This window comes from Nocardia rosealba (assembly GCF_020216065.1).
GTDB classification, from domain to species: domain Bacteria; phylum Actinomycetota; class Actinomycetes; order Mycobacteriales; family Mycobacteriaceae; genus Nocardia; species Nocardia rosealba.
This window is the reverse complement of record NZ_JAIWNA010000003.1, coordinates 236,251-261,087: the sequence shown is the minus strand read 5'-3', so window position 1 is coordinate 261,087 and position 24,837 is coordinate 236,251. Positions and strand designations below refer to the sequence as shown.

The 24,837-nt window shown below is 68.8% G+C and carries 26 protein-coding genes; 12 read left to right on the top strand and 14 right to left on the bottom strand.

Annotated features, from left to right (window positions below):
• Window positions 1-32: 32 nt before the first annotated feature.
• Together LDL21_RS14680 and galE are read left to right on the top strand one after the other, a co-directional pair.
• A complete protein-coding gene (locus LDL21_RS14680) occupies window positions 33-719 on the top strand; it encodes an iron-dependent transcriptional repressor DtxR (RefSeq protein ID WP_067636271.1) in 687 nt (228 codons plus the stop codon).
• A gap of 3 nt (window positions 720-722) precedes the next feature.
• The gene (galE, locus tag LDL21_RS14675) at window positions 723-1,703 is read left to right on the top strand and encodes a UDP-glucose 4-epimerase GalE (protein WP_225280507.1); all 981 of its coding nucleotides are present in this window, start codon (window positions 723-725) and stop codon (window positions 1,701-1,703) included.
• A 23-nt stretch (window positions 1,704-1,726) separates the two neighbouring features.
• Here galE and LDL21_RS14670 read toward each other — a convergent pair whose 3' ends face one another.
• Together LDL21_RS14670 and LDL21_RS14665 are read right to left on the bottom strand one after the other, a co-directional pair.
• Window positions 1,727-2,884: a DUF4192 domain-containing protein gene (locus LDL21_RS14670; RefSeq protein ID WP_225280506.1), complete on the bottom strand. Its 1,158-nt coding sequence runs from the start codon at window positions 2,882-2,884 to the stop codon at window positions 1,727-1,729.
• Window positions 2,885-3,032: 148 nt separating this feature from the next.
• Window positions 3,033-3,761, bottom strand: coding sequence for a sensor domain-containing protein (locus tag LDL21_RS14665; protein WP_225280505.1), 729 nt, complete (start codon window positions 3,759-3,761; stop codon window positions 3,033-3,035).
• A 193-nt stretch (window positions 3,762-3,954) separates the two neighbouring features.
• On the opposite strand from LDL21_RS14665, the gene LDL21_RS14660 reads away from it, so the two are divergent.
• The 5 genes from LDL21_RS14660 to LDL21_RS14640 all read left to right on the top strand — a co-directional run bounded on the left by LDL21_RS14660 (window position 3,955) and on the right by LDL21_RS14640 (window position 10,568).
• Window positions 3,955-4,890, top strand: coding sequence for a PAC2 family protein (locus tag LDL21_RS14660; RefSeq protein ID WP_181696983.1), 936 nt, complete (start codon window positions 3,955-3,957; stop codon window positions 4,888-4,890).
• A 39-nt stretch (window positions 4,891-4,929) separates the two neighbouring features.
• Window positions 4,930-7,428, top strand: a complete 2,499-nt coding sequence (locus tag LDL21_RS14655; RefSeq protein WP_181696982.1) for a DEAD/DEAH box helicase — start codon at window positions 4,930-4,932, stop codon at window positions 7,426-7,428.
• 103 nt (window positions 7,429-7,531) lie between these two features.
• Complete coding sequence (locus tag LDL21_RS14650) at window positions 7,532-8,647, top strand: type III PLP-dependent enzyme (RefSeq protein WP_225280504.1); 1,116 nt, start codon at window positions 7,532-7,534, stop codon at window positions 8,645-8,647.
• A gap of 8 nt (window positions 8,648-8,655) precedes the next feature.
• A complete protein-coding gene (gene speD, locus LDL21_RS14645; RefSeq protein ID WP_181697035.1) occupies window positions 8,656-9,858 on the top strand; it encodes an adenosylmethionine decarboxylase in 1,203 nt (400 codons plus the stop codon).
• Between the two features lie 149 nt (window positions 9,859-10,007).
• Window positions 10,008-10,568: a hypothetical protein gene (locus LDL21_RS14640; RefSeq protein WP_225280503.1), complete on the top strand. Its 561-nt coding sequence runs from the start codon at window positions 10,008-10,010 to the stop codon at window positions 10,566-10,568.
• A gap of 41 nt (window positions 10,569-10,609) precedes the next feature.
• On the opposite strand, the gene LDL21_RS14635 is transcribed toward LDL21_RS14640, so the two are convergent.
• The 6 genes from LDL21_RS14635 to LDL21_RS14610 all read right to left on the bottom strand — a co-directional run bounded on the left by LDL21_RS14635 (window position 10,610) and on the right by LDL21_RS14610 (window position 14,922).
• Complete coding sequence (locus tag LDL21_RS14635; protein WP_225280502.1) at window positions 10,610-11,347, bottom strand: SDR family NAD(P)-dependent oxidoreductase; 738 nt, start codon at window positions 11,345-11,347, stop codon at window positions 10,610-10,612.
• Between the two features lie 84 nt (window positions 11,348-11,431).
• Window positions 11,432-12,022 carry a TetR/AcrR family transcriptional regulator gene (locus tag LDL21_RS14630; RefSeq protein ID WP_225280501.1) on the bottom strand — a complete coding sequence of 197 codons (591 nt, stop codon included), beginning with the start codon at window positions 12,020-12,022 and terminating at the stop codon, window positions 11,432-11,434.
• Between the two features lie 46 nt (window positions 12,023-12,068).
• A complete protein-coding gene (locus LDL21_RS14625; RefSeq protein WP_225280500.1) occupies window positions 12,069-12,668 on the bottom strand; it encodes an energy-coupling factor transporter transmembrane component T family protein in 600 nt (199 codons plus the stop codon).
• Window positions 12,665-13,345 (bottom strand): energy-coupling factor ABC transporter ATP-binding protein, encoded by a 681-nt coding sequence (locus LDL21_RS14620; protein ID WP_225280499.1) that lies wholly within the window; start codon window positions 13,343-13,345, stop codon window positions 12,665-12,667. The genes LDL21_RS14625 and LDL21_RS14620 overlap by 4 nt, the downstream gene beginning before the upstream one ends.
• A 4-nt stretch (window positions 13,346-13,349) precedes the next feature.
• Window positions 13,350-13,934, bottom strand: a complete 585-nt coding sequence (locus tag LDL21_RS14615) for a biotin transporter BioY (protein ID WP_225280498.1) — start codon at window positions 13,932-13,934, stop codon at window positions 13,350-13,352.
• Between the two features lie 79 nt (window positions 13,935-14,013).
• Window positions 14,014-14,922 carry a hydrogen peroxide-inducible genes activator gene (locus LDL21_RS14610; RefSeq protein ID WP_181696973.1) on the bottom strand — a complete coding sequence of 303 codons (909 nt, stop codon included), beginning with the start codon at window positions 14,920-14,922 and terminating at the stop codon, window positions 14,014-14,016.
• A gap of 109 nt (window positions 14,923-15,031) precedes the next feature.
• Here LDL21_RS14610 and LDL21_RS14605 point away from each other — a divergent pair, with 109 nt between their 5' ends.
• From LDL21_RS14605 to LDL21_RS14595, 3 genes are all read left to right on the top strand, one after another.
• Window positions 15,032-15,619, top strand: a complete 588-nt coding sequence (locus LDL21_RS14605; RefSeq protein ID WP_067981263.1) for a peroxiredoxin — start codon at window positions 15,032-15,034, stop codon at window positions 15,617-15,619.
• A 44-nt stretch (window positions 15,620-15,663) separates the two neighbouring features.
• On the top strand, window positions 15,664-16,203 hold the full coding sequence (gene ahpD, locus LDL21_RS14600) for an alkylhydroperoxidase, AhpD family (protein WP_181696972.1): 540 nt from the start codon (window positions 15,664-15,666) through the stop codon (window positions 16,201-16,203).
• A gap of 120 nt (window positions 16,204-16,323) precedes the next feature.
• Entirely contained in the window at window positions 16,324-17,025 is a 702-nt protein-coding gene (locus LDL21_RS14595) for a PhzF family phenazine biosynthesis protein (RefSeq protein WP_181696971.1), read from the top strand.
• A 13-nt stretch (window positions 17,026-17,038) separates the two neighbouring features.
• Here LDL21_RS14595 and LDL21_RS14590 read toward each other — a convergent pair whose 3' ends face one another.
• Entirely contained in the window at window positions 17,039-17,791 is a 753-nt protein-coding gene (locus LDL21_RS14590) for an RskA family anti-sigma factor (RefSeq protein ID WP_225280497.1), read from the bottom strand.
• A 42-nt stretch (window positions 17,792-17,833) separates the two neighbouring features.
• Here LDL21_RS14590 and LDL21_RS14585 point away from each other — a divergent pair, with 42 nt between their 5' ends.
• Complete coding sequence (locus LDL21_RS14585) at window positions 17,834-18,127, top strand: hypothetical protein (protein WP_225280496.1); 294 nt, start codon at window positions 17,834-17,836, stop codon at window positions 18,125-18,127.
• Between the two features lie 619 nt (window positions 18,128-18,746).
• Here the strand turns inward: LDL21_RS14585 and LDL21_RS14580 are convergent.
• On the bottom strand, window positions 18,747-19,325 hold the full coding sequence (locus LDL21_RS14580) for a DUF5134 domain-containing protein (protein WP_225280495.1): 579 nt from the start codon (window positions 19,323-19,325) through the stop codon (window positions 18,747-18,749).
• A 102-nt stretch (window positions 19,326-19,427) separates the two neighbouring features.
• On the opposite strand from LDL21_RS14580, the gene LDL21_RS14575 reads away from it, so the two are divergent.
• Complete coding sequence (locus LDL21_RS14575; RefSeq protein WP_225280494.1) at window positions 19,428-19,925, top strand: GNAT family N-acetyltransferase; 498 nt, start codon at window positions 19,428-19,430, stop codon at window positions 19,923-19,925.
• Here LDL21_RS14575 and LDL21_RS14570 read toward each other — a convergent pair.
• From LDL21_RS14570 to LDL21_RS14555, 4 genes are all read right to left on the bottom strand, one after another.
• Window positions 19,912-21,723: a vWA domain-containing protein gene (locus tag LDL21_RS14570; RefSeq protein WP_225280493.1), complete on the bottom strand. Its 1,812-nt coding sequence runs from the start codon at window positions 21,721-21,723 to the stop codon at window positions 19,912-19,914. The two genes, LDL21_RS14575 and LDL21_RS14570, sit on opposite strands and share 14 nt — an antisense overlap.
• A 2-nt stretch (window positions 21,724-21,725) precedes the next feature.
• Window positions 21,726-22,784 (bottom strand): AAA family ATPase, encoded by a 1,059-nt coding sequence (locus tag LDL21_RS14565; protein ID WP_225280492.1) that lies wholly within the window; start codon window positions 22,782-22,784, stop codon window positions 21,726-21,728.
• A 95-nt stretch (window positions 22,785-22,879) separates the two neighbouring features.
• Complete coding sequence (locus tag LDL21_RS14560; RefSeq protein ID WP_225280491.1) at window positions 22,880-24,103, bottom strand: aminotransferase family protein; 1,224 nt, start codon at window positions 24,101-24,103, stop codon at window positions 22,880-22,882.
• Between the two features lie 10 nt (window positions 24,104-24,113).
• Complete coding sequence (locus LDL21_RS14555; RefSeq protein WP_225280812.1) at window positions 24,114-24,767, bottom strand: Pr6Pr family membrane protein; 654 nt, start codon at window positions 24,765-24,767, stop codon at window positions 24,114-24,116.
• Window positions 24,768-24,837: the final 70 nt, after the last annotated feature.

Below are 24,837 nucleotides of genomic sequence, written 5' to 3'. Positions count from 1 at the left end.
GGGTAGAATCGTGCCGACGAAGGGGTTATCAGGTGAAAGATCTGGTCGACACCACGGAGATGTACCTCCGTACCATCTACGACCTCGAGGAAGAGGGCGTGGTGCCCTTGCGGGCACGAATCGCCGAGCGGCTCGAGCAGAGTGGTCCGACGGTGAGCCAGACTGTCGCGCGGATGGAACGCGACGGCCTGCTGCTCGTCGCGGGTGACCGCCATCTCGAGCTGACCGACAAGGGCCGCTCGATGGCGGTCGCGGTGATGCGCAAGCACCGGCTCGCCGAGCGGTTGCTGGTCGACATCATCGGGCTGGACTGGCAGAACGTGCACGCCGAGGCGTGTCGCTGGGAGCACGTGATGAGCGAAGAGGTGGAGCGGCGCCTGATCGAGGTGCTCAACCATCCGACCACCTCGCCCTACGGCAACCCCATCCCCGGCCTCGACGAACTCGGCCTCGCCGACCCGCCGCCGGTGGAGGAGAAGCTGATCCGCCTCTCGGACCTGCCCAACGGCGCGCTGCACGCGGTGGTCGTGCGCAGGCTGGCCGAGCACATCCAGACCGACCCCGAGGTCATCGGCCGGTTGCGGGAGGCCGGTGTCGTTCCCGACGCACGCGTCACCGTGGAGACCAAGCCGGGTGCGGTGCTGATCACGGTGCCGGGGCACCACGGTTTCGAATTGTCCGAGGAGATGGCGCACGCCGTCCAGGTGAGGCTGGTCTGATTCGTGAAACTTCTGGTCACCGGCGGCGCCGGCTATGTGGGCGGCGTGTGCGCCGCGGTGTTGCTCGAGCAGGGCAACGAGGTGGTCGTCGTCGACGACCTGTCGACCGGTAACGCCGACGGTGTCCCGGCGGGCGCGCGATTCGTCGAAGGCGATATCGCCGAGGCCGCCCCGGCTCTGCTGCGTGCCGAATCCTTCGACGGTGTCCTGCATTTCGCGGCCCAGTCGCTGGTGGGCGAGTCGGTGGAGCAGCCGGCCAAGTACTGGCACGGCAACGTGGCCAAGACGCTGACCCTGCTCGACGCGATGCGCGAGACCGGCGCCGGGCGCCTGGTGTTCTCCTCGACGGCGGCGGTCTACGGCGAGCCCGAACAGGTGCCGATCACCGAGGACTCGCCCACCCGCCCGACCAACCCCTACGGCGCGAGCAAGCTGGCGATCGACCACGCCATCACCTCCTACGCGGTGGCCTACGGGCTGGCCGCGACGAGCCTGCGCTACTTCAATGTGGCCGGCGCCTACGCCGGGCTCGGCGAAAACCGTGTGGTGGAAACCCATTTGATCCCCCTCGTGCTGCAGGTGGCACTCGGTCATCGCAAGGCGATCTCGGTGTACGGCACCGACTGGCCCACACCCGACGGCACCTGTGTGCGCGACTACATCCACATCCGTGATCTGGCCCAGGCGCATCTGCTCGCCCTGTCGTCCTCGCAGCCGGGCAGTCACCGCGTTCTCAATCTCGGTTCCGGCACCGGGTTCTCGGTGCGCGAGGTGATCTCGGCGTGCGAGCGGGTGACCGGTCTGCCCATCGAAGCCATCGACGCGCCCCGCCGCGCGGGCGACCCGGCCGTCCTGATCGCCTCGAGCGAGAAGGCGATCGCCGAGCTGGGCTGGACGCCCGAGCACAACGACATCGACGAGATCGTCACCGACGCCTGGGAATTCCTGCGTTCGCTCGGCGACAAGGCGCACAGCGCCCGCTGACACGGCCGACCGGTGCGGCCCGCTCACGGCCGCACCGGCCCCAGGTCGACCCCGAGATCGGCGGCGATCTGGCGCCCGCAGTCGGCCAGCGTGCGCAACCGTTCGGGCCGAAGACCCGACTGCAGCGACGTTTCCAGCAGTACCGCCATCGGATGGTCACCGTCGGCATCCACGGCGGCGGCCAGCGCGATGCCCGCGAACGGCCCGTCGCCGCGCACATAGGCACTGAAGCCGAGCAACGCGGCGGCCTCGGCGCGGTCCCCCGCCGGGGTGGCCCTGGCCAGCTGTGCCCACAACCCTTCGGCGGCTTCGGCGTGGTCGGTGACGGCCAGCCCGTAGAGCGCGTCCCGAACCGCCCGATCACGCAAAGTGGCAGCCAGCCTGGCGAATTCACGATCGGCACGTGGCAGTCCCGAGGTGGCGTCGGCGATCTGCCACAGCACCCACTCCAGCGCGCGACGCTGAAACACCGCGCCCTCCCCCACCCGTTCGGCCGTCGCCAGCCCGCCACGGTAGCGGGCGACTGCCGGTCCGAGCTTGCGCCGAACCCGCGCGCACAACTGTTCGTCGGGTTCCACGAGCGCGGTGAGTTCGCCGCGGGAGCGCCGTATCTGCCTGCCGTCGAGCACATGCGACAGCGAGACCATCGAGGAGTCCGGGTCGGCGACCAGCCCGCCGCCGGTTCCGAGCAGACTGCGGTACCGCGCGCCCGCGACGACGGCACGCACCGTCCACGCCCCACGCACCTCGATCCCCTGCGCACCGATCGCGGCGAGCAGCGCATCGGCGCGCGCGGCGGTGGCCGAGAAGGATCGCTGCCGGTCGTCGATGAAGACGGCGAACACCCCGCTGGCCTGTTCGCGCAGGCAGATCGATCCGAGACAGCCGAGGAAATGCTCGTAGTGGTCGGGATCGGTGACGGCGTCGAGGTCGAAACGCACCACCGCGTCGATCGCGGCGGCGGCCGTGGGGTGCGGGTGCAGTACGGCGACGACGAGGGAGCGTTCCGGAACGAAACCGAGCATGGCCGGAAGCGCGGCGATGAGATCGCCGGGCTCGTCGACGCGGACGGCAGGGGTAGGCAGATCCCGGTAACCCGGGCCTGTCTCTGCGCAGGTGAGCGCCCGGGGAAAGGGTCCTGTGCGGGTGGCCCGGCGGGTCGGGTTGGTCGAAGGTGTCATGGCTCGAGCGTCCTCGCCCGCCGTCCCGGCACCGATGGCGCGACCTGGGCTTATCGCCGCCCTGTGCACAGCGGCGAACCTGTGCACAACCACCGCAGGCGCGGGTCCGGGTGCACCGGAAATGTCGGTGCCGAGTGGTAGCGGCCGATCAGCCCGTGCGTACGGAGCGCACGGCCGTAGCGAACAGCTCGTCGACGGCGGCTTTGTCGGGTTCGCCCGCACCGAAGGTCATCGAGGTGACGGTGATCCTGATGTCGCCGACGCGCCCGACCGAGGTGTACATGGTCTGCGTCAGCCCCGCCCCACCGACGTCCGGAATCACGCTGCGCCGCAAGGTCATCGCCTCGTCGGCACCGGCCGGTACGTGCGCGGAGACCTCGGTGGTGACGGTCGACCCCGCTCCCGCCCGGCTCACCCGGATCTGTTCGCAGGCCCGCAACCGGTCACGCACCCGCGCGAGCAGTTCGGTGGTCCGCGACAGTTCGACGGTGAGACTGGCCCGGCTCACCTCGTCGGTCCCCACCGCCACCGCGGGCGGTTCGGCACCGGCTTCGGACTCCGGCGGCGTGCATTCGACCGGGCTAACGGTCGCACCCATCCCGACGCCGTCCAGATCCTCCGCCGCGGCCGAGGCGGCCTGCGGCGTGAGCACGACAGCCGGATAGGCGGCCGGGAACTCGTGCGGGACGGGCAGCAGATCGGCGGGCGCGGCCTCGACATGGTGCATCGAGGTGGCGCTCTCGGCGACCGGGATGCCGCTCACCGCCTCGGCACACCCGGTCAGCGCCCCCGCCATCAGCACGGCACAGGCCGCGACTCGCCGACGACCCGCCGTCGTCGGAACGGCCCTGCCGAGCGAGGTGCGCGCCACGTTCACACCCTTCACTGTGCCCCACCGGACCGAGCGGTCGCCGCGCGCCACGCCGGAGGGAATGCCGGGGCGCGTGCGGCTGTTGGAAGCAGGACGAGCCGTCCTCCGGCCGTGTGCGTCGGTCGTGCTCGCATGGGGGACAATGGACGAGCCTCCCCCGCCGCGAGCGTTGGTGGACCGCGTAGGAAGGAGAAACGCGATGGATGACCAGTCGCATATGTACGAACTGGAGTTTCCGGCACCGCAGTTGTCCGCGGACGACGGCGCCGGTCCCGTGCTGGTGCACGGGCTCGAAGGTTTCACCGACGCCGGCCACGCGGTGCGCCTGGCCACGACGCACCTGCGCGAGAGCCTGGAATCGGAACTGGTCGCGTCGTTCGACGTGGACGAGCTGCTCGACTACCGGTCGCGCCGTCCCCTGATGACGTTCAAGACCGATCATTTCGCCGATTACGCCGAGCCCGAACTGAACCTGTGGGCGTTGCGCGACACGGCAGGTACACCGTTCCTGCTGCTGGCCGGTCTCGAGCCGGATCTGCGCTGGGAGAAGTTCACCACCGCCGTGCGGCTGCTGGCCGAACAGCTCGGCGTGCGCCGCACGATCGGCCTGTCGGCGATCCCCATGGCGATCCCGCACACCCGCCCGCTCGGTGTCACCGCGCATTCCTCGGACCGGTCGCTGCTCGGTGAGCATCAGCGTTGGCCGGGTGAGCTGCAGGTGCCCGGCAGCGCCTCGTCGCTGCTCGAGTTCCGGATGGCACAGCACGGCCACGAATCGCTCGGGTTCTCCGTGCACGTGCCGCACTACCTCGCCCAGACCGACTACCCCGAGGCCGCTCAGACCCTGCTCGAGAGCGTCGCCGACAACACCGGTCTCGAGCTGCCGCTCGCCGCACTCGGTGAGGCGGCCGCGCGGGTGCGCGAGCAGGTCGCCGAGCACATCGCGGGCAACGAGGAGGTGGAGACGGTCGTCGCGGCGCTGGAACGCCAGTACGACAGCTTCGTCACCGCCCAGGAACGCCAGTCCAGCCTGCTGGCCAGTGACGGCGAGCTGCCGAGCGGTGAGGAGATCGGCGCCGAGTTCGAACGGTTCCTGGCCGAGCAGGGCGGCTACGACGACACCGGACGGGACTGACGCACGGTCGCACCGCACCCGCCCACTAGGGTGGTCGGAGTGGATCTGACCGACCTGCTCGAAATTCCCGGTACCGACGCCGACGCGCTCTACGAGTCGTTCGCGCTGTGGGCCGCCGAGCAGGGCACCACCCTGTATCCGGCGCAAGACGAGGCGCTGATGGAGCTGGCGTCGGGGTCCAATGTCATTCTGGCGACCCCGACCGGCTCCGGTAAGTCCCTGGTCGCGGTCGGCGCGCATCTGTTCGCCATGGCCAACGGGCAGCGCAGCTACTACACCGCACCCATCAAGGCGCTGGTGAGCGAGAAGTTCTTCGCGCTGTGCGAGGTGTTCGGCGCCGAGAACGTCGGCATGGTCACCGGTGACGCGGCCGTGAACGCCGACGCGCCGATCATCTGCGCCACCGCCGAGATCCTGGCGAATCTGGCGCTGCGTGAGGGCGCCGCCGCCGAGGTGGGCCAGGTGGTGATGGACGAGTTCCACTTCTACGCCGACCCGGATCGTGGCTGGGCCTGGCAGGTGCCGATCATCGAACTGCCGCGCGCCCAATTCCTCCTGATGTCGGCCACGTTGGGCGAGGTCGACTTCTTCGCCACCGACCTCGAGCAGCGCACCGGCAGGCCGACGGCCGTGGTGGCGGGCACCGAACGTCCGGTGCCGCTGACGTTCTCCTACGTGCGCACCCCCATCACCGAAACCCTCGAGGAACTGGTCACCACCCACCAGGCCCCGGTGTACGTAGTCCACTTCACCCAGGCCGCCGCCCTGGAACGCGCGCAGGCGCTGACCAGTGTGAACTTCGCCTCCCGCGCCGAGAAGGACGCCATCGCCGCCGCGATCGGCGAGTTCCGGTTCGCGTCCGGTTTCGGCAAGACCCTGTCGCGGCTGATCCGTCACGGTATCGGCGTGCATCACGCGGGCATGCTGCCCAAATACCGCAGGCTGGTGGAGAAGCTCGCCCAGGAGGGCCTGCTGAAGGTGGTGTGCGGCACCGACACCCTCGGCGTCGGGATCAACGTGCCGATCCGCACCGTGCTGCTGACCGGACTCACCAAATACGACGGCGTGCGCACCCGCAGACTCAAGGCCCGCGAGTTCCATCAGATCGCCGGACGCGCCGGACGCGCCGGATTCGACACCATGGGCACCGTCGTGGTGCAGGCGCCCGAGCACGAGGTGGAGAACGCCCGCCTGATCGCCAAGGCGGGCGACGACCCGAAGAAGCAGCGAAAGGTGCAGCGCCGCAAGCCCCCCGAGGGGTTCGTGTCGTGGAGCGAGGAGACCTTCGACCGGTTGGTCGCCGCACAACCCGAACCGATGGTGTCGCGTTTCGCGGTCACCAACTCGATGCTGCTCAATGTCATCGCCCGGCCGGGCAACTGCTTCTACGCCATGCGGCACCTGCTCGAGGACAATCACGAACCGCGCCCGGCCCAGCGCAAACACATCCTGCGCGCCATCCGCCTCTACCGTTCGCTGCGCGATGCCGGTGTGGTGCAACAGCTCTCCGAGCCCGACGCCAAGGGCCGGATGGCGCGGCTCACCGTCGACCTGCAACGCGACTTCGCGCTCGATCAGCCGCTGTCGCCGTTCGCGCTGGCCGCGTTCGAGCTTCTCGATCGCGAAAGCCCCACCTACACACTCGATGTCGTCTCCCTCATCGAGGCGACGCTCGAGGACCCGCGGCAGCTGCTGATGGCCCAGCAGCACAAGGCGCGCGGCGCCGCCGTGGCCGAGATGAAGGCCGAGGGCATCGAATACGAGGAGCGCATGGAGCTGCTCGAGGAAGTGACGTGGCCCAAGCCGCTCGCCGAGCTGATCGAGCCCGCGTTCGAGACCTACCGCGCGGGACACCCGTGGGTGTCGGAGTTCGCGCCGTCGCCGAAGTCGGTGGTGCGCGACATGATCGAGCGCGCGATGACCTTCGCCGAGCTCATCTCCTTCTACGAGCTCACCCGCTCCGAAGGTGTGGTGCTGCGCTATCTGGCCGACGCCTACCGCGCGCTGCGCCGCACCGTGCCCGACGCGGCGCGCACCGAGGAGCTCGACGACCTCACCGAATGGCTCGGCGAACTGATCCGCCAGGTCGATTCGAGCCTGCTCGACGAATGGGAACAGCTCACCAACCCCGGCGCCGAGATCGACACCGACCAGGTCGCCTTCGGTGCCGAACAGGTGCGCCCGATCTCGGCCAACGAACGCGCCTTCCGGATCATGGTGCGCAACGCCATGTTCCGCCGCGTGGAACTGGCCTCGCGACAGCGCTGGTATGAGCTGGATCAGCTCGGGACGGGCCCCGACTGGGCCGAGGAGTTCGCACCCTATTTCGAGGAGTACGAGACCATCGGCACGGGCCCCGACGCGCGCGGCCCGCAGCTGTTCCGGGTGGAGCAGCGGCCCGGTTTCTGGCACGTGCGCCAGGTGATCGACGACCCGGCGGGCGACCACGGGTGGGCGCTGACGGCCATCGTGGATCTCGAGGAGTCCGACGCCGCGGGCGAGGTGGTGTTCGACGAGGTCACGGTGGCGCCCGGCTGAGTCATACCCGATCGATATGACGTATGTGACGAATGTTTGACGGATTCGTTGTTGGGTAGTGGCCGCTGATACTCTCTCCCGGCCGCCGACCGAAAGTTCAACTATGCCCGAATCCCCGTACCTTGTCATCTACCCCGAGCGGGTACGTGCCAATTACCGAACCCTCGCCGCGGCCGTCTCGGCGCAGCGCGAGCAGGGCACCCGGATCAGGTACGCGGTGAAAGCGGCTCCCGTCGACGAGGTGCTCACCCTGCTCGATGCCGAGGGCGCCGAGTTCGACGTCGCCAGTGTCGGGGAGATCGATCAGTGCGTGCGCCTCGGTATCGCGGCGGACAAGCTCTGCTACGGCAATCCGATCAAGAAGGCCGCCCACATCGCCTACGCCCACGCCGCCGGTGTGCGCCGGTTCGCCTTCGACACCGAGGACGATCTCGAGCGCATCGCCGAGCACGCGCCGGGCGCGGAGGTGGAGTGCCGGTTCCTGTCCTCGGCACCGGAGTCGCGCACCCCGTTCGGCACCAAGTTCGGGTGTGCGCCGGGCGAGGCCCTGCGGTTGCTGGTGCGGGCCCGCGATCTGGGCCTGCGTGTCGGTGGCCCGTACTTCCATGTGGGCTCCCAGCAGCTCGATCCGGCCGCCTGGCGGATCGGCATCGAGCAAGCGGGTGAGATCGTGAAGGCCTTGGCGGACAAGGACATTCACGTAGCCGCGGTGAACATCGGCGGCGGCCTGCCCATCTCCTACGCCGAGTCCGCGCCCGAACCGGGCACGATCGCGGCCGCCGCGGCGCAGGCCGCGGCCGAATTCCTGCCCGCGTCGGTCGATCTGATCGTGGAACCGGGGCGTGCCCTGGTCGGCAACGCGGGCACCATCCACGCCGAGGTCGTCGGCGTGCGTTTCGCGCCGGACGGGCGGCGCTGGGTGTATCTCGACATCGGCCGATACAACGGTATGGCCGAGACGGAGAACGAGTACATCGCCTACCGTTTCGTCACCGATCGCGACGGCGATCCGGTGGGCGAGGCGGTGGTCGCGGGTCCGACCTGCGACGGCGACGATGTACTGTATCAACGCACGAAGGTCCTTCTGCCGACCACGTTGCGAGCCGGTGATCAGATCCAGATTCTCGACACCGGCGCCTATACCGCGAGTTATTCGTCGGTGTCCTTCAATGGTTTTCCGCCCTTGACCGTTCATGTCTCGGGCGCTGAGCGAGAGTGAGTTTGCCCATGACGGCGGAATTCACCGGCTGGCATGTGCTGGCCGAGTTCGGTGGTGTCGACACAGACCTGTGTGACGATCTCGAACGACTCGAATCGGCGTTGCGTGAGTCTCTGATCGCGGCGGGCGTCACCATCTGCGATGTCGTTCACAAAAAGTTCGAACCGCAGGGGGTGACCGTCCTCGCGCTGTTGTCGGAGTCCCACGCCTCGATTCACACCTATCCGGAGTCCGGCGAGATCTTCGTCGACGTCTTCACCTGCGGCAGCATCGGTGCGGGCGCGACGAAGGCCGTGGAACTTCTGCGAGACAAGTTGTCTCCCAAGGAAGTTCGGATGAAGGTCGTCCAGCGCGGCCACGGCGCCGAGAAGATCTACGAACCGGTGGGCGACGGCCTGACCCGGATCTGGGATCTGCACGAGGTGATCGTCGACACCAACACCCCCTACCAGCACATGGTGATCGCCCGGACCGATCAGGGCATCTCCCTGTTCTCCGACGACGACCGCCAGTCCACCGAGTTCTCCCAGGTCACCTACCACGAGGCCATGATGGTCCCGGCGTTCGTGCTGGCCGAGAAGCTGGACCGGGTGCTCATCATCGGTTCCGGTGAGGGTGTGGCCTCGCAGATGTCGGTGGCGGCCGGGGCGACCCTCGTCGACCACGTCGACATCGACCAGCGCGAGGTCGAACTGTGCGCCCGGCACCTGCCCTACGGGTACACCCCCGAGGAACTGGCCGCCGCGGTGCGTGGCGAGGGCCCGGTGCACGTGCACTACGCCGACGGCTGGGACTTCCTGGCCAAGGCGCAGGAGGCGGGCACCCGTTACGACGTGATCGTGATCGACCTGCCCGACGAGCGCGTCGAGGACGCCCAGCACAACCGCCTCTACGAGTCGGAGTTCCTGTCGCGATGTAAGGCACTGCTCGCGCCCGGTGGTGTGCTGTCGGCCCAGGCCGGCTGCGCGACGATGTGGCGCAACGAGACCCTCAAGCGGTCGTGGGGACGGTTCCACGAGCAGTTCGCCACCGTGGTGCCCTACGGCAGCGACGAGCACGAATGGACCTTCCTGTTCGGTCTGAACGAGAAGATCGAGGACCCGGTGCGCGGCATGACCGATCGCCTGGCCCTGCTCCCCTACAAGGCCGAGACCATCGACGCCCGCGCCCTCGAGCGCGGCGCGATCGAGCCGTACGCCTTGCGTCGCTGAGCACACCACCGAAGGCGGTGATCCGGTTCGTCCGGGTCACCGCCTTCGTCGTTGTCCACTGCGGCGAATACCGCGATTCCGGTGCGGGTGGGCGCCCGTTGTCGGCACTATGCGAAGAGCGCAGCGCCTAGGGAGAAGCGAGTCCGCCCATGACACCGACACCACTGTCCGCCCACGGTCTGATGCCGGTGGGCAGGCCCGCCGACCACCGGCCTCGGCTGGACCGGTTGTCCGCGGCGGGGCTCGCGACGTTCGGCGCGCGGTTCGCCGAGGCGCCGGAGCCGACGGCCGCGGATTTCGCACGGCTCGACGGTGATGTGTCGATGCGGTCGTTTCCCGGGTCCGGCGAGCGGGTGCTCGCTCCGCTGATGGCCCGGCCGTCGTACTTCTGGGTGGGCAAGTCGTTGCGGCACGTCGGTGACGGGGCCGCCGTAGGACACAACATCTTTCGTCTGCTCGGTGGCTTGCGGGCCCTGAATTTCGTGGCGACGGTGGGCGATTCCGTGCTCGACGGCCGGTCGGCGGTGCTGTTCGACTACGACGACCCGCGCGTGGGTTCGCGCAGGCCCGCCCGGCGGATCTACGACGAATTGCGCGAGATCGAACCGGATCTGTGGCTCGGCCCCAGCTACTTCTCGACTCGGTCGCGGCGAATCCCGATGGGGTGGTTCGCACTCGACGCCTCGGTGCCGTTCGCCGGTCCGGCCTGAGCGTGCGCGGACCCGTTGCCCGAGAGCCGATCCCGCGAGATTCAGGCCGACCGACCGGCCACGAAGCCGCCGTCGACCGGCAGGATATGACCGGTGACGAACTCGGCGTCGGCCAGGTACAGCACCGCCGCGGTGGTGTCGGCGACCTCACCGATGCGGTCGAGCAGCGCCAGCGAGGCCGCGGCCCGCTCGTCACCGTCACCGAAGAGCGGCGTGCGGATGATGCCGGGAGCCACCGCGTTCACCCGGATGTCTGCGGGCGCGAGTTCGGCGGCCAGGCTGGTGGTCAGCGCGTGCACGCCACCCTTGCTGACCAGTGCGGCCGAGGCCGGTAGTCCGGTCATCGCGTGGTCGATGAGCACCGTGCCGATATTGACGATGCTGCCGCCGCCGCCTTGGGCGAGCAGTTGGCGCACAACGGCTTGCGTGGTGAGGTAGGTGCCTTTGAGGTTGCCGTCGAGATAGCGGTCGAGCTCGGCCTCGGTGACGTCGACGAACGGTGTCGCTCCGAAGACGCCCGCGCTGTTGATCAGCGTATCGACGCGGCCGAAGCGGTCCAGCGCGGTCCGCACATACGCCGCACCCGTTGCGGGCGAACCGATATCGCCGACCACGGTGGCCACCCGGTCCGGAGCGGCAAGGGCGGCGGCGACGTCGGCGAGCTTGTCCGCGTCGCGTCCGCCGAGCACGACCGCGTCCCCGCGGTCGACGAAGGCGCGGGCGACATCGCGCCCGATTCCACTGGATGCGCCGGTGACGATGACCGTCTTGGCTGTCATCTACTGATCCTTTCGATATACGACCGGTCGTCTTGAAATGGGCAACCGGAAGAAGCCTTGCGGAGATGGGGTCGACTCAGGAGGTCACGGCCGGAAATAGTCGTCGAGCAGCCGCCGCAGGCACTTCTCGAGCGGTTCGATCGTGCGGTCGATCTTCATCCAGATCACCGCACCCTCCCAGGATTCCAGCAAGAGGTCGGCGAGGTCGACGGCGTCGATATCGGCCCGGACCGTGCCCTCGACCTGGGCCGTCCGCAATGCGTCGGCCACCCCGTCCCGCCAGGACCCCCACGCGGCCGACAGTGCCGTGCGCAGCACCTCACTGCCTTCCAGTTCGCCGCCGAGATTGCCGATGAGGCAGCCACCGGTGTACTCGGCGGCGACGAAATCGTCGATGAGGGTGGCGAAGAACCGGCGTAGACCGGCGAGCGCGTCGGGCGCGCCCGCGAACGCGGTTGCCAGGTTGCGCTGTACGCACAGTGAGTGATGCTCGATCACCGCGTGCGCGAAACTCTCCTTGCTGTCGAAGTAGTTGTAGAACGAACCCTTGGGCACCCCGACCTTGTCGAGCACCTGCTTGATACCGGTGCCGTGGTAGCCGTTCGACAGCAGATCGGCCGCACCCTCCTCGATGAGAAGGGCTCGCGTGTCGTCGCTGCGCCTGGGACGTGCCATGCGCCGAATATACGACCGGTCGTCTACTAATGCAAGCCGAGCGCTCTCAGTCGTCGACCCCACGGGCGGCGAGCGCGTCACCCATCGCGTCGGCAGTACGAAGGGCACGTACCACGACCGGCGTCACGAGGGCGGTGGCCGACCACGAGACGCCGCGCGCTCGTCGCGCCTGGGCGACATCGTGAACGATGCCGGCCAGCAGCGGGACGCACCGGATAGCCAGGGCCAGCAGCAAACTCACGCGCTCGGGGTCGACGCCGACCCGACGCAGCGGGCGCAGGGCGCGGACGAGCGCTTCGAGCATCGCGGTGACGCGGGTGGTGACGGTGACCAGCGCGGCGAGGGCCACCGAGACGAGCAGGACGCCGCAGACGGCGACGGCCCGGGCGGGGGTGGTGGTGAGCAATTGGAAGACGCCGATGATCAGGGTCATCCAGAGCACCGGGCGGATCTGCGCCACCGCCACCCGCCAGGAGATGCGCGCCAGGGCGAACAGCAGGGCGACCGTCACCGCGGCGCCCGCCACGGCCAGTGGCGTGCGGGCGAAGACCGTCATCGCGACGATCGCCAGAACCAGCAGCAGAAGTTTGAGACCGGCGGGCATGCGGTGCACCAGCGAGTCGCCGGGGCAGTACAGGCCGATCATTCGACCAGGCGCCGGTATGCGCCGACGGCATCGGCCGGGGCACCGTCGAAGGCGACAGAACCGTCGTCCAGCACCACGACTCGATCGAAACCGTCGAGCAGGGCGAGCTGGTGGGTCACCACGATCACCTGCTGGTCGAGCGAATTCAAGGCCTGCGACACCAGGCGGGCGTTGCGCAGGTCGAGCAGGGTGGTCGGTTCGTCGGCGACGATCACCTCGGGCTCGCGGATCAACGCCGAACCGAGCGCCAGCAACTGCTTCTGCCCACCGGAGAGCAGGTGCGCGGGATGGTCGGCGTGCCCGGCGAGACCGAACCGGTCGAGCATGCGCCGCACCCGGTCGGCGATCTCGGTTCGGCTCAGCCCGCTGCGCCGCAACGAGAAGGCCAGATCCTCACCGACCGTCGGCATCACGATCTGGGTGTCGGGATCGGTGAACACGAACCCGACCTTGCGCCGTACCTGGGCGCCTTTGCGGGCGGAGTCGATCCCGTCGACGGTGACGGTGCCGGTGGTCGGCTTCAGCAGGCCGTTGAGCATGCGGGCCAGCGTCGACTTCCCGGAACCGTTGGCGCCGATGAAGCCGACACGTCGCTCGGTGATGGTCAGGTCGATATCGCGCAACACCACCCGGTCACCGAACCGGTGGCCGACCGAATCGACGACGATCTCACTCATCGGCTCACGCGCGGATCAGCCCCGGGTACGCCCGGTGCACACCCTTGGCGACCACCGTCGCGATGACGACCTTGGCCAGGTCGCCGGGCAGGAATGCGAAGTTGCTCGAGATCGCGGCCCACAGATCCAGTTCGGTGCGGACCAGCAGGCCCGCGGTGCCGAACAGGTAGATGACCACGATGCCGCCGATGGCGTTGATCAGCAGGCCGAGCGCGAGCGGGTATTTCGGCAGGATCCGGGCGGTGAGCCAGCCGATCAGCAGGGTCGCCGGGATCCACCCGATCAGATAGCCCGCGGTCGGCGAGGCCAGCGCGGTCAGGCCGGTGCGCCCACCCGAGAGCAGCGGCAGACCGATCAGCGTGAGCGCGATGAACACGGCGACCGCCGCGGCACCTTTGCGTGCGCCGAGGATCGCGCCGGTGAGGATCACGCCGAGGGTTTGCAAGGTGATGGGGACGCCGCTGAAGCCGACAGTGATCGCGCCCGGCAGCCCGAGGGCGGCGATCAGCGCGGCGAACACCGCGATCTGCGCCAGGTCCCGGGCGGCGAAGCGGCCGGTACGCGTGGCGGTGTTCTCTGGATCGGGCACGTCGGGCTTCCTTTGCACAAGCAATTGAACGATGTTCAAAATAGCAGTCGAGCTGGGCGGCGGTTCGAGTGGTTCGGGCTCAGAAAGGCCGCTTCGAGCGGATCACCGCCGCCAGGTACTCGTAGTCGTCGGCCCGGGCCGAGGACGCGCGGTAGGCCAGGCCGATCGTGCGTCCCGGCGCGGGATCGGCGAACCGCGCGGTCTCGAGGGTGCCGCGCGCGGTTTCGGCCGGCACCGCCATCTGCGGGATGAGCGTCACCCCGAGCCCGCCCGCCACACACTGCACCACGGTGGTCAGCGAGGCGGCGCGGGTGTCACCGACCGAACCGGGATGCACCTCGGCGGTGCGGCACAGTTCGAGCGTCTGATCGCGCAGGCAGTGACCCTCGTCGAGCAACAACAGGGGCAGGTCGGCCAGAACCGGCGCGGCCAGGTCGGTGCGCCCGGCCAGCTCGTGCCCGCGCGGTGTCACGAGTACGAATTCTTCGGAGTAGAGCGGGATTTCGACCAGACCGGGCGCTTCGCTCGGCAACGCGAGCACCGCCACGTCGAGCACACCGGTACGCAGGCCGTCGAGCAGGCGGGCCGTCTGGTCCTCCACGACCTGGGGCACCAGGTTGGGCAGTTTGCGGCGCAGCTCGGGCAGCAGGCCGGGCAGCACATACGGGGCGACGGTCGGGATGATGCCCAACCGCAGCACGCCACCGAGGCTGTCGCCGGTCGCCGAGGCGACGAAACGGTCGGCCGCCTCGAGCGTGGCCATCGCCTGTGGCAGCAGCCGCATCCCGGCGGCGGTGACCAGCACCCGGCGCGTGCTGCGCTCGATCAGCTGCAGGCCGAGGCCGTTTTCCAGTGATGCGAGTGCCTGCGATAACGTGGGTTGGCTCACAGCCAAACGCGCTGCGGCAGTGCCGAAATGCCGGTATTCGGCGACGGCGACGAACGCACGCAGCTGCGAGAGGGTTGGCTGATAAGTCTGATCAGTCACGCCTATCAGTGTAGAACGAGCGATCGGCTTTACCTTTCAGTAGGCTTTGGGCAAGATCTTTGCGGGCTCACACGACGAGCACGACCACACCATCAACGAGGAGATGAGCATGGCTCTGCTGACCATTGGCGACCAGTTCCCGGCATACAACCTCAAGGCCGTCATCGGAGGCGACCTGTCGAAGGTCGACGCGCAGCAGCCCGACGATTACTTCACCCAGATCACCAGCGACGACCACGCGGGCAAGTGGCGGGTCGTGTTCTTCTGGCCGAAGGACTTCACCTTCGTCTGCCCCACCGAGATCGCGGCGTTCGGCAAGCTGAACGACGAGTTCGCCGACCGCGACACCCAGGTCCTCGGCGCCTCGGTGGACAACGAGTTCGTGCACTTCCAGTGGCGTGCACAGCACGAGGATCTCAAGACCCTCCCCTTCCCGATGCTGTCGGACCTCAAGCGTGAACTGGCCGCCGCCACCGGCGTTCTCAACGCCGACGGTGTCGCCGACCGCGCCACCTTCATCGTCGACCCGAACAACGAGATCCAGTTCGTCTCGGTGACCGCCGGTTCCGTCGGCCGCAACGTCGACGAGGTGCTGCGCGTGCTCGACGCCCTGCAGTCCGACGAGCTGTGCGCGTGCAACTGGAAGAAGGGCGACCCGACCATCAACGCGGGCGAGTTGCTCTCCGCCAGCGTCTGATCCACCCTTCTCCACCCGATCCCCCTGACAGGAGCGCCTTTTCCATGAGCATCGAGAACCTGAAGAACTCTCTTCCCGAGTACGCCAAGGACCTCAAGCTCAACTTGTCCTCGATTTCGCGCACCACCGTGCTGAACGAACAGCAGCTGTGGGGCACTCTGCTCGCCTCCGCGGCCGCCACCCGTTCGGCCACCACGCTGCGCGAGATCGCCGAGGAAGCCGCCGACGTGCTGTCCGCCGAGGCCTACGAGGCCGCGCTGGGTGCCGCGTCGATCATGGGCATGAACAATGTGTTCTACCGGGGCAAGGCGTTCCTGGACGGCAAGTACGACGACCTGCGCGCGGGCCTGCGGATGAACATCATCGGCAACCCGGGCGTGGAGAAGGCCGATTTCGAACTGTGGTCGTTCGCGGTCTCCTCCATCAACGGCTGCGCGCACTGCCTCGATTCGCACGAGAAGACGCTGCGTGAGGCCGGTGTCTCGCGTGAGGTGATCTTCGAGTCGCTGCGTGCGGCGGCGATCGTGGCCGGTGTCGGCCAGGCCGTCGCCGCCACCGAGGCGCTGGCCGCGGCCGCCGTCTGATCCGCTCGTCGAACGACCCCGATCCGCGTGCCGGGTCGGGGTCGTTCGCGTTCGCGCGCGTGACGCGGCGTGAGAACCGCCCGGACGGCGGTGTTGATCTTGCGCGGTAGGCTCGCGAGCATGAACGCACACGATGTGCCGGAAGCCCCTGACATCCAGGTCGAGGTCGTCCGCGTGTTCACCGATCCGACGGGCAGGCTCGGCAATGCGCTCGGTATCGCCCGCGCGGGTGATGTCGTCGCGCTCGACAAACAGGAACTCGCCGCGCGGCTGGGGTTCAGCGAGACCACGGTGGTCGGGGAACCTGTCGACGGTGTCGCCGACGTCCGGATCTACACTCCGGCCGTCGAACTGCCCTTCGCCGGGCACCCCACCGTGGGCACCGGATGGTGGATGGCCGCGCGCGGCACTCCCGTGCACACGCTGAACGTGCCGGCGGGCCCGGTCCGGGTGACCGAGACCGACGGGCTCACCTGGATCACCGCCCGCGCCGAATGGGCCCCGGATTTCACCTTCCACCAGGCCGGTTCACTCGACGAACTGGCCATGCTCCGCGCCTCGGACTACACCGAAGGCCAGCACTACGTGTGGACGTGGACCGATGAATCGCGCGGTGCCGTGCGCTCCCGGATGTTCGCGCCCGCCATGGGCATCGCCGAGGACGAGGCGACCGGCGCGGCCGCCGTCGCCCTCACCGCCAAGTTGCGGCGCGGGCTAGTCATCACCCAGGGGCAGGGTTCCCAGCTCTACACCGAGTGGGATTCCGACGGCTGGGTGCGCCTGGGCGGACGGGTCGTCGAGGACCACGTGGTGGTGCTCTGATTCCGGTTCGCAGCTAACTCCCGAAGCGGGGCAACCACGGCGGCCTGCCGGTCCGGGCACCGCGTCGGCCCGGGCTGTCGATCGCGGCGAGGATGCGCTGTTCCAGGTTGCGGGGTGGGGGCTGCCGATCGTCGGCGGCCAGTTGGGCCAGCAGCTCGTGCACTCCCCCGACTCTGGCGTCGAACTGGGCGAGGCCGGTAGTGGTCGTGGCGGCCAGCTTGTTCTCGATGTGGTGGTGCTCGAGCTCGGCGACGGCGTCGAGGGCGTAGGCGTCGGCGAGGGCGAGGACCGAACCGGGCGGGGTCCAGGGGCGGCGCGCGGCGACGCGGACGAGACGCTGGTGGGCGAGGCGTTCGATGCCCTCGGCCAGCAGGCGGGTGACGGCCGGGACGCGCATCCCGAGTTCCCGGGCGATGGAACGGTAGGTGCGCCCACCGTAGTAGGCGAGGACGAAGACTTCGCAGCGGCTGTCGAGGGGGTCGAAACCGAGCCGGGCCGAGGCGGCCAGCCAGGGGATGTCGATGCGGTCGTTGCGGTCCAGGCGCAGACGCTGGATGGCGAGGCGGTGCACCTGGGCCAGGAGTCTGGTGTGCAGGGTCGGCATGTACCGGGTGCCGGTCGCGTCGGGTGTGTCGAAGTGGGCCGGGTCGGCGAGGGGGTCGGTGACATCGAAGGGCGCGGCACCGTCCGGGTGACCTGCGACATCGAGGCGCCCTGCACGATCTAGTAGGCCCGCACCATCAGTCGAACCGACACCGTCGAACATGACCGCGTCGCCCGACAGACCTGAGTCCAGCAGTCGGCTCGCATGGTGTCCGCGATCCGCGTGTTCCGTTCGGCCTGCTCGGCGGTGGAGGTATACCTCGCTGTCTCGGCGTGCGAAACCGAGCCGTGGGTCGTGCAGCGCCGCGTAGTCGGGGCGACCGGAGTCATCGAGGCGATCCCTGTGGTCGTCTCGCTCCGGGTGGTCGTATCGGCCTGTGTGGTCGCGGCGGCCCGCTCGATCCAGTCGGCCTTCGTTGTCGAGCCGACCCCTCCGGTCGTGCGGCACCTCGAATCTCGGCTCATGACCGAGGCTGCCTGTGTCGCCGAAGCGACCTGAACAGCCGTCGCCGCCCTCATCGTCGCTCCGGCCCGAACGAGACGTCCCACCCGAGTGCCCGAGGGCACCCGAACGGTCGAACCCGTTCGGATTGCCGAATCCGCCCGAACGGTCCAGACCTCCCGGATGATCTCGTCCGGTCGAGTGATCCCACCGGCCGGCATCGTCGCGACGGTCGGCGTTACCCGAGTGGTCCTCGTGATCGAAGCCGCCGGCGCGATCGGGGTGGCCGCCGAGGTCGGTACGTGGTTCGTTCGCGACGAATGCCGAACGGCCCCACGGTGTGGCGAGGTCATGGCACGCATCACCGGCCGGGACACGACCGTTGCTCTCGGTAATCCACGGACTCGCGGCGATGCGCTGAAAACCCTCGCGGACAACCTCTTCCGCCGATCCCCGCCTGCGCAGGATCCGCAGGGCGAGTCCGTAGGCGGCCGGGCCCGCGTCGCGGTAGAGCGCACGCACCACCTCGCGGTCGGCGGCGGTCGGCCGGATTTCCGGTGGGGGCGTACCGAATCCCCGACGCCCGGGTGACATGCCTGAAACGCGTTGTCCACTCATAGTCGAATTCCTGTCCGCACAAAGGCGATTCGCAGCCCGGACGGTTGTGGATCGGTATTCACCCGCCGACAGCGGCGATCAACATGAATGCCGTCCCGATATCCATCACCACATGGGGCACCAAGGCCGAGGTCAGGGGGTGTGTTCCTGCCGGATGGGCGAAGCGGTGCCAGCGCGGCCGGTGACCGACGGTGCCGAGCGCGACGAGCGCGTCGAGCACGAACAGCGCCGCCAGCACCAGCGCGGGCCCGGGCGGGATTCCGGTATGACCGGATCCGTGCCCGGCCATGGCGTAGAGCATCACTGCCGCCGCCACCGTGTGATATCCCAGCGCGAGCACCCCGTCGGCCGTCGGCACCAGTCCGTTGCGCCACTGCACGACCCGCTCGGCGAGCAGCAGCGCGAAGGCCATCGTGAGCGCGGTCAGCAAACCGCGCATCGCGTGCGGGTCGGTGGCGGCCGGGAACACCAGCATGGCCAGCATCACCAGGCACATCAGCAGGTGCGCGCCGTCGGCCGCCGCGTCCGCCCGGACCGCGCGCCTGCTCAACCGCACGACCACGATCCCGGCCGCCAGCACGAACGCCGACACCACGGCCCACCGCAAAACCGCATAGTCCTCCACGAATTCGGCCACGCCCCACCACCTTCGGCTCGCCCCTCGTCCTCATAGTCGCATCGCCCACCCCGGCCGTGTGCCGTTTTCCCGCGTCACATCCGCCCCGGGCACAATGGAGCGATGCACGACACCACCCGGGCGGAGCAGCTCACCCTCGCCGTCGACCACCTCACCGGCGACCAGATCACCACCCTGCTCACCGAGCACCACACCGAAATGGCGGGCAACTCCCCCGCGTGCAGCATGCACGCCCTCGACCTGACCGGGTTGCGCGATCCGGCAGTCACCGTGTGGAGCGCGTGGTCGGGACCGGCGCTTGTCGGCTGCGGCGCCCTGAAGGAGCTGGATCCGGAGCACGGCGAGATCAAATCCATGCGGACCGCCGCCGGATTCACCGGGCGTGGTGTCGCCGCCGCGGTGCTCGCCCAGCTGATCGAGGAGGCCGAGCGGCGCGGATACCGGCGCCTGAGCTTGGAGACGGGGACGAGCGAGTTCTTCGCCCCGGCCCGGCGCCTGTATCTGCGGCACGGCTTCGTCGAATGCGGGCCGTTCGCCGACTACACCCTCGACCCGTACAGCCAGTTCTTCACCCTCGAACTGGCCGTCACCGGATCCTGAACACCGGGCCTTTCGGGGTGAAGGGAAGGGACGCGCCCGCGGGGATCAGGAAGGCGTGTTCGCCGCGGATGCGTAACGCATCGCAGTCGCCGTCGGTGATGACGAGAATCGGGCCGTCGGCCGGAAAGTCGTCGGCGCGTTCGAGGAGCCGGACGGCGGGTTGCAGCACCGTGCCGCCCCGGCCGCGCACGCGCATTCCGGCGGCGATGTCTTCCACCGCGACGTACCCCGCGTCGTAGGGTGCCGCGTCGCAGTAGACGACACGGGCCCGTGGCACGTCCCTGGCCAGCGCGTACGAGGCGATGGCGCCGAGTCCCTTGCCGAGCAGGGTGACGTTCATCGACAGCGAGGTATCGAGAACCACACCGAAGGTCGGCAGGCGCACGTTCTCCTCCGGCCGCACCCAGGCCGGGCGCGGGATGTCGGGGGTGGCGGCCTGCCTGCGGGAGGCGCGGGCGTAGCTGCGGCGTTTGTCGACGGTGGGTATGTGCTCGTCGAACCACTGAGCCAGCCGCGCGTCCCACGGCAGCGGCGGCTGATCGAGGGCGCGAATGGCCTGCTCCAACGCGGCCGGGACATGTCCGCGACCGCTGTTGGTGTGGTAAGCCAGCCCGGTGACCAGCGCGTTGCGGTAGTACTCGTCGAGGTCGACATAGCGGCCGGCACTGCCGGGATGCGGCAGGGGCTTGCCGAGGACATCGCCGCGTCCGCGTCCGCGCAGCGTGGCGAGCTTGCGTAACCTGCGCAGATCGCCGGCTATGCGGTCGTAGATCTCCTCGGCCGAACACCCTTTCAGTTCCGGGTCGTAGAGCAGGCCTTCGGGCATCTGCCCGACGTTCATCTCCACCAGCCAGCCGTTGACGACGTAATCGCAGGCGACATTGAACAGGTAGTGGTCGCGCCAGTCCGCGCGTTCGCCGTGGCGCAGGGCCGCGTGCAGCATCTCGTGCGCGAGCACGAACCGCCATTCCTCTTCGCCGAGCCCGGCGTAGGGATTCACATAGATCTCGGCGGCGTCGGCGTTCACGGCGGCGATCGAGATACCGGCGGCCCGAACGACTTCCACATCGGCGACCACGGTCATCCCGGCGGCGAACGCACCGAGCAACGGGAACGACGAGACGAACCAGCCGAGCGCCGCGTCCCACTGCGTGCGTGGCCGCTTCCCGTCGGGTGTGTGGTCACCACCCGCGGTGGCCAGGGCGACACGGGCGGCGTCGGACACCCCCGCCGCGAACCGGGCAGGCGCATCGACACGGGCGGCCGTCTCGGCGTCGGTGAGCAGGAAGTCGGGAGGTCCGGTGCGCGCGAACGCGTCCGGCACCGCGGTGTCGTGCCAGCGCGCGGCGGCGGCGTGCTCGTCGGTCAGTGCGGGTGGCACTGGATCGGGCGGGGTGCCGATCTTCATCGTCGCCAGATAGGTGTCGACGGCGGCGCAGCACGCGGCGCGGTACACCGGATGCGGCGCGCGCACCCGGGAGGAGAACCGCGCGTCCTCGCTGGCCAACCCGATGATGTTGGTAGGCAGCGTATTACGCGGATCGAGGTGCCCGAATCCGGCGTGCAGCAGGCAATGCGCGAAGGTCCACGCCCATTCCTGCGCCGTGGCACGCCGATTCGGGTGGTACTCGAGACGGCCACCCGCCAGCCGTGCCCACATCTCGGGCGGTGCGCGCTTGTCCAACTGGTAGAGCTCACCGGCCAGCGGGCGCAACGCCGGATGCCCGCGCACGATCGCCCACCCGTCTAAGACGGCCTGGTACCACGGGTCGATCCGGCGGGTTTTTCGCGCACCCATGCTCAGCGCCGCGCGGCCAGTCGCGGCAGATCACGCGACACCTCGATGAGGAACCACGACGGCAGCACGGGGACACCCTCGGCATCGGCGGCGATCACCAACTGCGCGCATTCCACGGAGATCTCGGCCAGCTCCACCAGCAGCGACTTGGCGCGCAGTACGAAGCGGCGGACCGAGGCGGAGGTGTGGTCGCGGTCGCCGGGCAGTTCCTTCACGAGGCGGGCCCGCATCGTCTCGGCCAGGAAGTACAGCAGGTCACGGTCGGCCGGATCGCGCGGCCAGGCGGCATCGCCCTTGAAGACGGCGTCGAGGTCGAAGGCGTGGCGCACGGTCTTGACGAAGGCGCGGAAGCCCGAGGCGTGGCCGAGGGTGAGGGTGCCGGTCGCCAGCACATTCAGCGTGGTGTCGTCGATGTCGTCGCCGCAGGAATACAGCGCGTCGGAGAGCATGTGCCACCCACGTGGGGTGGAGAAGGGCGCCTCGGTTTTGGGCGGTGCCGACCACAGGTGGTCCGGGCGCTGGGTGAGGTAGCGAATCACCCACGGATGGATGTCGTTGACGGCCGCCCATTTCAGCCAGTCGTCCACATCGGCGCGCAGATGCAGGTGCACCATGCGGTTGACCAGCGCCGAGGCCATCGGGCGGGCCAGCGCGTTGTCGGTGGCCCGGTTGCCCGCCCCGATCACCACCGACCCCTCGGGCAGTTCGTAGGTGCCGATGCGCCGATCCAGGATCAGGGAGTAGAACGACTTCTGCACCTCGGGCGAGGCGGCGTTGAGTTCGTCGAGGAACAGGCAGTAGGGCTGGTCGCGGGCGATCAGTTCGGGCGGCGCGAACCTGCTGCGGCCGTCCACGATCTGGGGCACCCCGATGAGGTCCTCGGGTGCGAGCTGGGTGCCGAGCAGGGTGACACAGTCGAGGCCGAGCGAGTCGGCGAAGGTGCGCACCAGCGAGCTCTTCCCGATTCCCGGTGCGCCCCAGAGGAATACGGGCCGCACCACGGCGACATGTAGCAGTAGTTCCGGTAGCTGGTCCGGTGTCACCGTGACGGATGCCTGCAACGTGGGTTCCCTCCCCTGACTTCGTCGGAGCAGGAGAGTATCGGGCGAATCGCCCGGCCCGCCAGCGAGTTTCGCCGACGGGCCGGTGCGGCGCATCAGCCCAGGGCGCGCGAAAACCCGTCGGCGAGTTCGGCCACCTGGGCGTCGGTCATCACGAAGGACGGGGAGATCTGCATGGCGCCCGCTCCGGCAGCACGACCCGAAATTCCCTGGGCGCGAAGGGCTTTCACCAATGCTGGACCTTCGGAGGGGTCGGCCAGCTGGACGGCCGCCACGGCACCGAGGCCACTGCGGACCTCCGCCACGCGCGGGTGATCGGCCAACGGGGCCAGGGCGGTGTGCAGGGTGGTCTCGAGCCGGGCCGCTTCCTCGAGCAGACCCTCACGTTCGACGATGGCGAGGTTGGCCAGCGCCGCCGCGGCCGCACCGGCGTGCCCGCCGTAGGTGTACCCGTGCCGGAACCACACACCGCCTGCGTAGAACGGCTCGGCCAGGTGCGGGGCGATGAACACCGCACCCATCGGCAGGTAACCGGAGGTGAGGCCCTTGGCGGTGGTCATCAGGTCGGGTTGCAGGTCGAAGCGGGTGGAGGCGAACCAGGAGCCGCCGATCCGCCCGAAGCCGGTGACCACCTCGTCGGCGACGAACAGGATGTCGTGGTCGCGGCAGATCTGGCGCACCTCGGCCAGGTATCCCTCGGGCGGCAGGTACACCCCACCGGCACCGATGATCGGCTCACAGAAGAACGCCGCGATCCGTTCGGCGCCGACGTCCTCGATCAGGGCGAGCAGCGCCTTGGCGTCGTTCCATTCGACAGTGCGGGTGTCATCGACCAGGACGCCGTAGCCCTCCTTGTTCGGAGTGAGACCGCCGAGCGAGGTGGAGGCGTAGTGCATGCCGTGGTAGGCCAGGCGTCGCCCGACCAGGATCTTCTTGTCGGCGCGGCCCTGTTCGTGCCAGTAGCGCCGCGCCAGCTTCGCGGCGGTCTCCACCGAGTCCGAACCACCGGAGGTGAAGAAGATCTTGCTGCCGGGCACGGGCGCGATGGCCGACAGCTTCTCGGCGAGCTCCTGGGTGGCGGGCTCGGTGAGGTCACCGAAGTTCGAGTAGTGGGCGATGGTGCGCAACTGTTCGGCGACCGCGTCGGCGATCTCCCCGCGACCGTGTCCCACATTGGCGAACCACAGACCCGCGGTGGCGTCGAGGTATCGGTTGCCGTCGGTGTCGTAGACGTAGGCACCGTCACCTCGAGCGACAACGAACGCACCGTCACGAGTGACGGCACCCATATCGGCGAATCCATGCCAGAGCGCATTCATGGCTCCACACTTACACCGGCTCGCCCTCGCGCGCTCGTCGGGCCCTCCACCACGCGGGCATGTCCCCCAGCGACGCCATGGCAACCGCGAGCACCGCGAACACGATGCTCAACACGATCAGGCCGAGCGTCATCGACAGGTAGCCCTGGTGGCGCGGGTCGATGAACGGGTACGGATACCAGTCGACGATCGGGCCGCGGATCAGCGTGTAGGCACCGTAGAGCAGCGGGAAGATCAACCACTTCCCGACCAGCTCCGGTGTCGCCGCCAGCCGACGGCCCATGGCGACCAGCAGCCAGTCCGCGACGAGGACCAGCGGCAGGTACCGGTGCATGATGTCGTTGATCCACTTGTCGGTGAGCATCACGTCGATGTTGGCCAGCAGCACCGCGTACACCACCATCGTGATGAGCATGTACAGCGTCACCGCGCCGCGCACCACCTGCCAGCCGGGTCCCTGCGGCGCGAGCAGGCCACCGACGAGCAGCACGATCACGGCGAGGATGTTCGACTCGATGGTGAAGTAACTGAAGTAGTTCGCGATCGAGAATGTCGGCGAGTCCAGGTTGCGCAGGGGAATCCACAGCAGGGCGACGAGACCGAGCAGTCCGAAGCCGATCCGGTATGCCCTGATCCACCACGCCGTGCGCACCGAGCCGCTCAGCTGAATCTTTTGGCGGCTGGCGCCGCGGGTCTCGGCGCTGAACCCCACCTCTTCGCTCCCTCCGGGCACT

Excerpts from the sequence above, each read along its gene's own strand:
- LDL21_RS14625 (WP_225280500.1), bottom strand. The coding sequence starts at position 12,668 with ATGATCGGCCTGTACTGCCCCGGCGACTCGCTGGTGCACCGCATGCCC.
- LDL21_RS14595 (WP_181696971.1), top strand. The coding sequence starts at position 16,324 with ATGAACGCACACGATGTGCCGGAAGCCCCTGACATCCAGGTCGAGGTC.
- LDL21_RS14560 (WP_225280491.1), bottom strand. The coding sequence starts at position 24,103 with ATGAATGCGCTCTGGCATGGATTCGCCGATATGGGTGCCGTCACTCGT.
- LDL21_RS14630 (WP_225280501.1), bottom strand. The coding sequence starts at position 12,022 with ATGGCACGTCCCAGGCGCAGCGACGACACGCGAGCCCTTCTCATCGAG.
- LDL21_RS14670 (WP_225280506.1), bottom strand. The coding sequence starts at position 2,884 with ATGACACCTTCGACCAACCCGACCCGCCGGGCCACCCGCACAGGACCC.
- ahpD (WP_181696972.1), top strand. The coding sequence starts at position 15,664 with ATGAGCATCGAGAACCTGAAGAACTCTCTTCCCGAGTACGCCAAGGAC.
- LDL21_RS14575 (WP_225280494.1), top strand. The coding sequence starts at position 19,428 with ATGCACGACACCACCCGGGCGGAGCAGCTCACCCTCGCCGTCGACCAC.
- LDL21_RS14590 (WP_225280497.1), bottom strand. The coding sequence starts at position 17,791 with ATGTTCGACGGTGTCGGTTCGACTGATGGTGCGGGCCTACTAGATCGT.
- LDL21_RS14660 (WP_181696983.1), top strand. The coding sequence starts at position 3,955 with ATGGATGACCAGTCGCATATGTACGAACTGGAGTTTCCGGCACCGCAG.
- LDL21_RS14640 (WP_225280503.1), top strand. The coding sequence starts at position 10,008 with ATGACACCGACACCACTGTCCGCCCACGGTCTGATGCCGGTGGGCAGG.
- LDL21_RS14620 (WP_225280499.1), bottom strand. The coding sequence starts at position 13,345 with ATGAGTGAGATCGTCGTCGATTCGGTCGGCCACCGGTTCGGTGACCGG.
- LDL21_RS14650 (WP_225280504.1), top strand. The coding sequence starts at position 7,532 with ATGCCCGAATCCCCGTACCTTGTCATCTACCCCGAGCGGGTACGTGCC.
- LDL21_RS14570 (WP_225280493.1), bottom strand. The coding sequence starts at position 21,723 with ATGGGTGCGCGAAAAACCCGCCGGATCGACCCGTGGTACCAGGCCGTC.
- LDL21_RS14585 (WP_225280496.1), top strand. The coding sequence starts at position 17,834 with ATGGTGTCCGCGATCCGCGTGTTCCGTTCGGCCTGCTCGGCGGTGGAG.
- speD (WP_181697035.1), top strand. The coding sequence starts at position 8,656 with ATGACGGCGGAATTCACCGGCTGGCATGTGCTGGCCGAGTTCGGTGGT.
- LDL21_RS14635 (WP_225280502.1), bottom strand. The coding sequence starts at position 11,347 with ATGACAGCCAAGACGGTCATCGTCACCGGCGCATCCAGTGGAATCGGG.
- LDL21_RS14605 (WP_067981263.1), top strand. The coding sequence starts at position 15,032 with ATGGCTCTGCTGACCATTGGCGACCAGTTCCCGGCATACAACCTCAAG.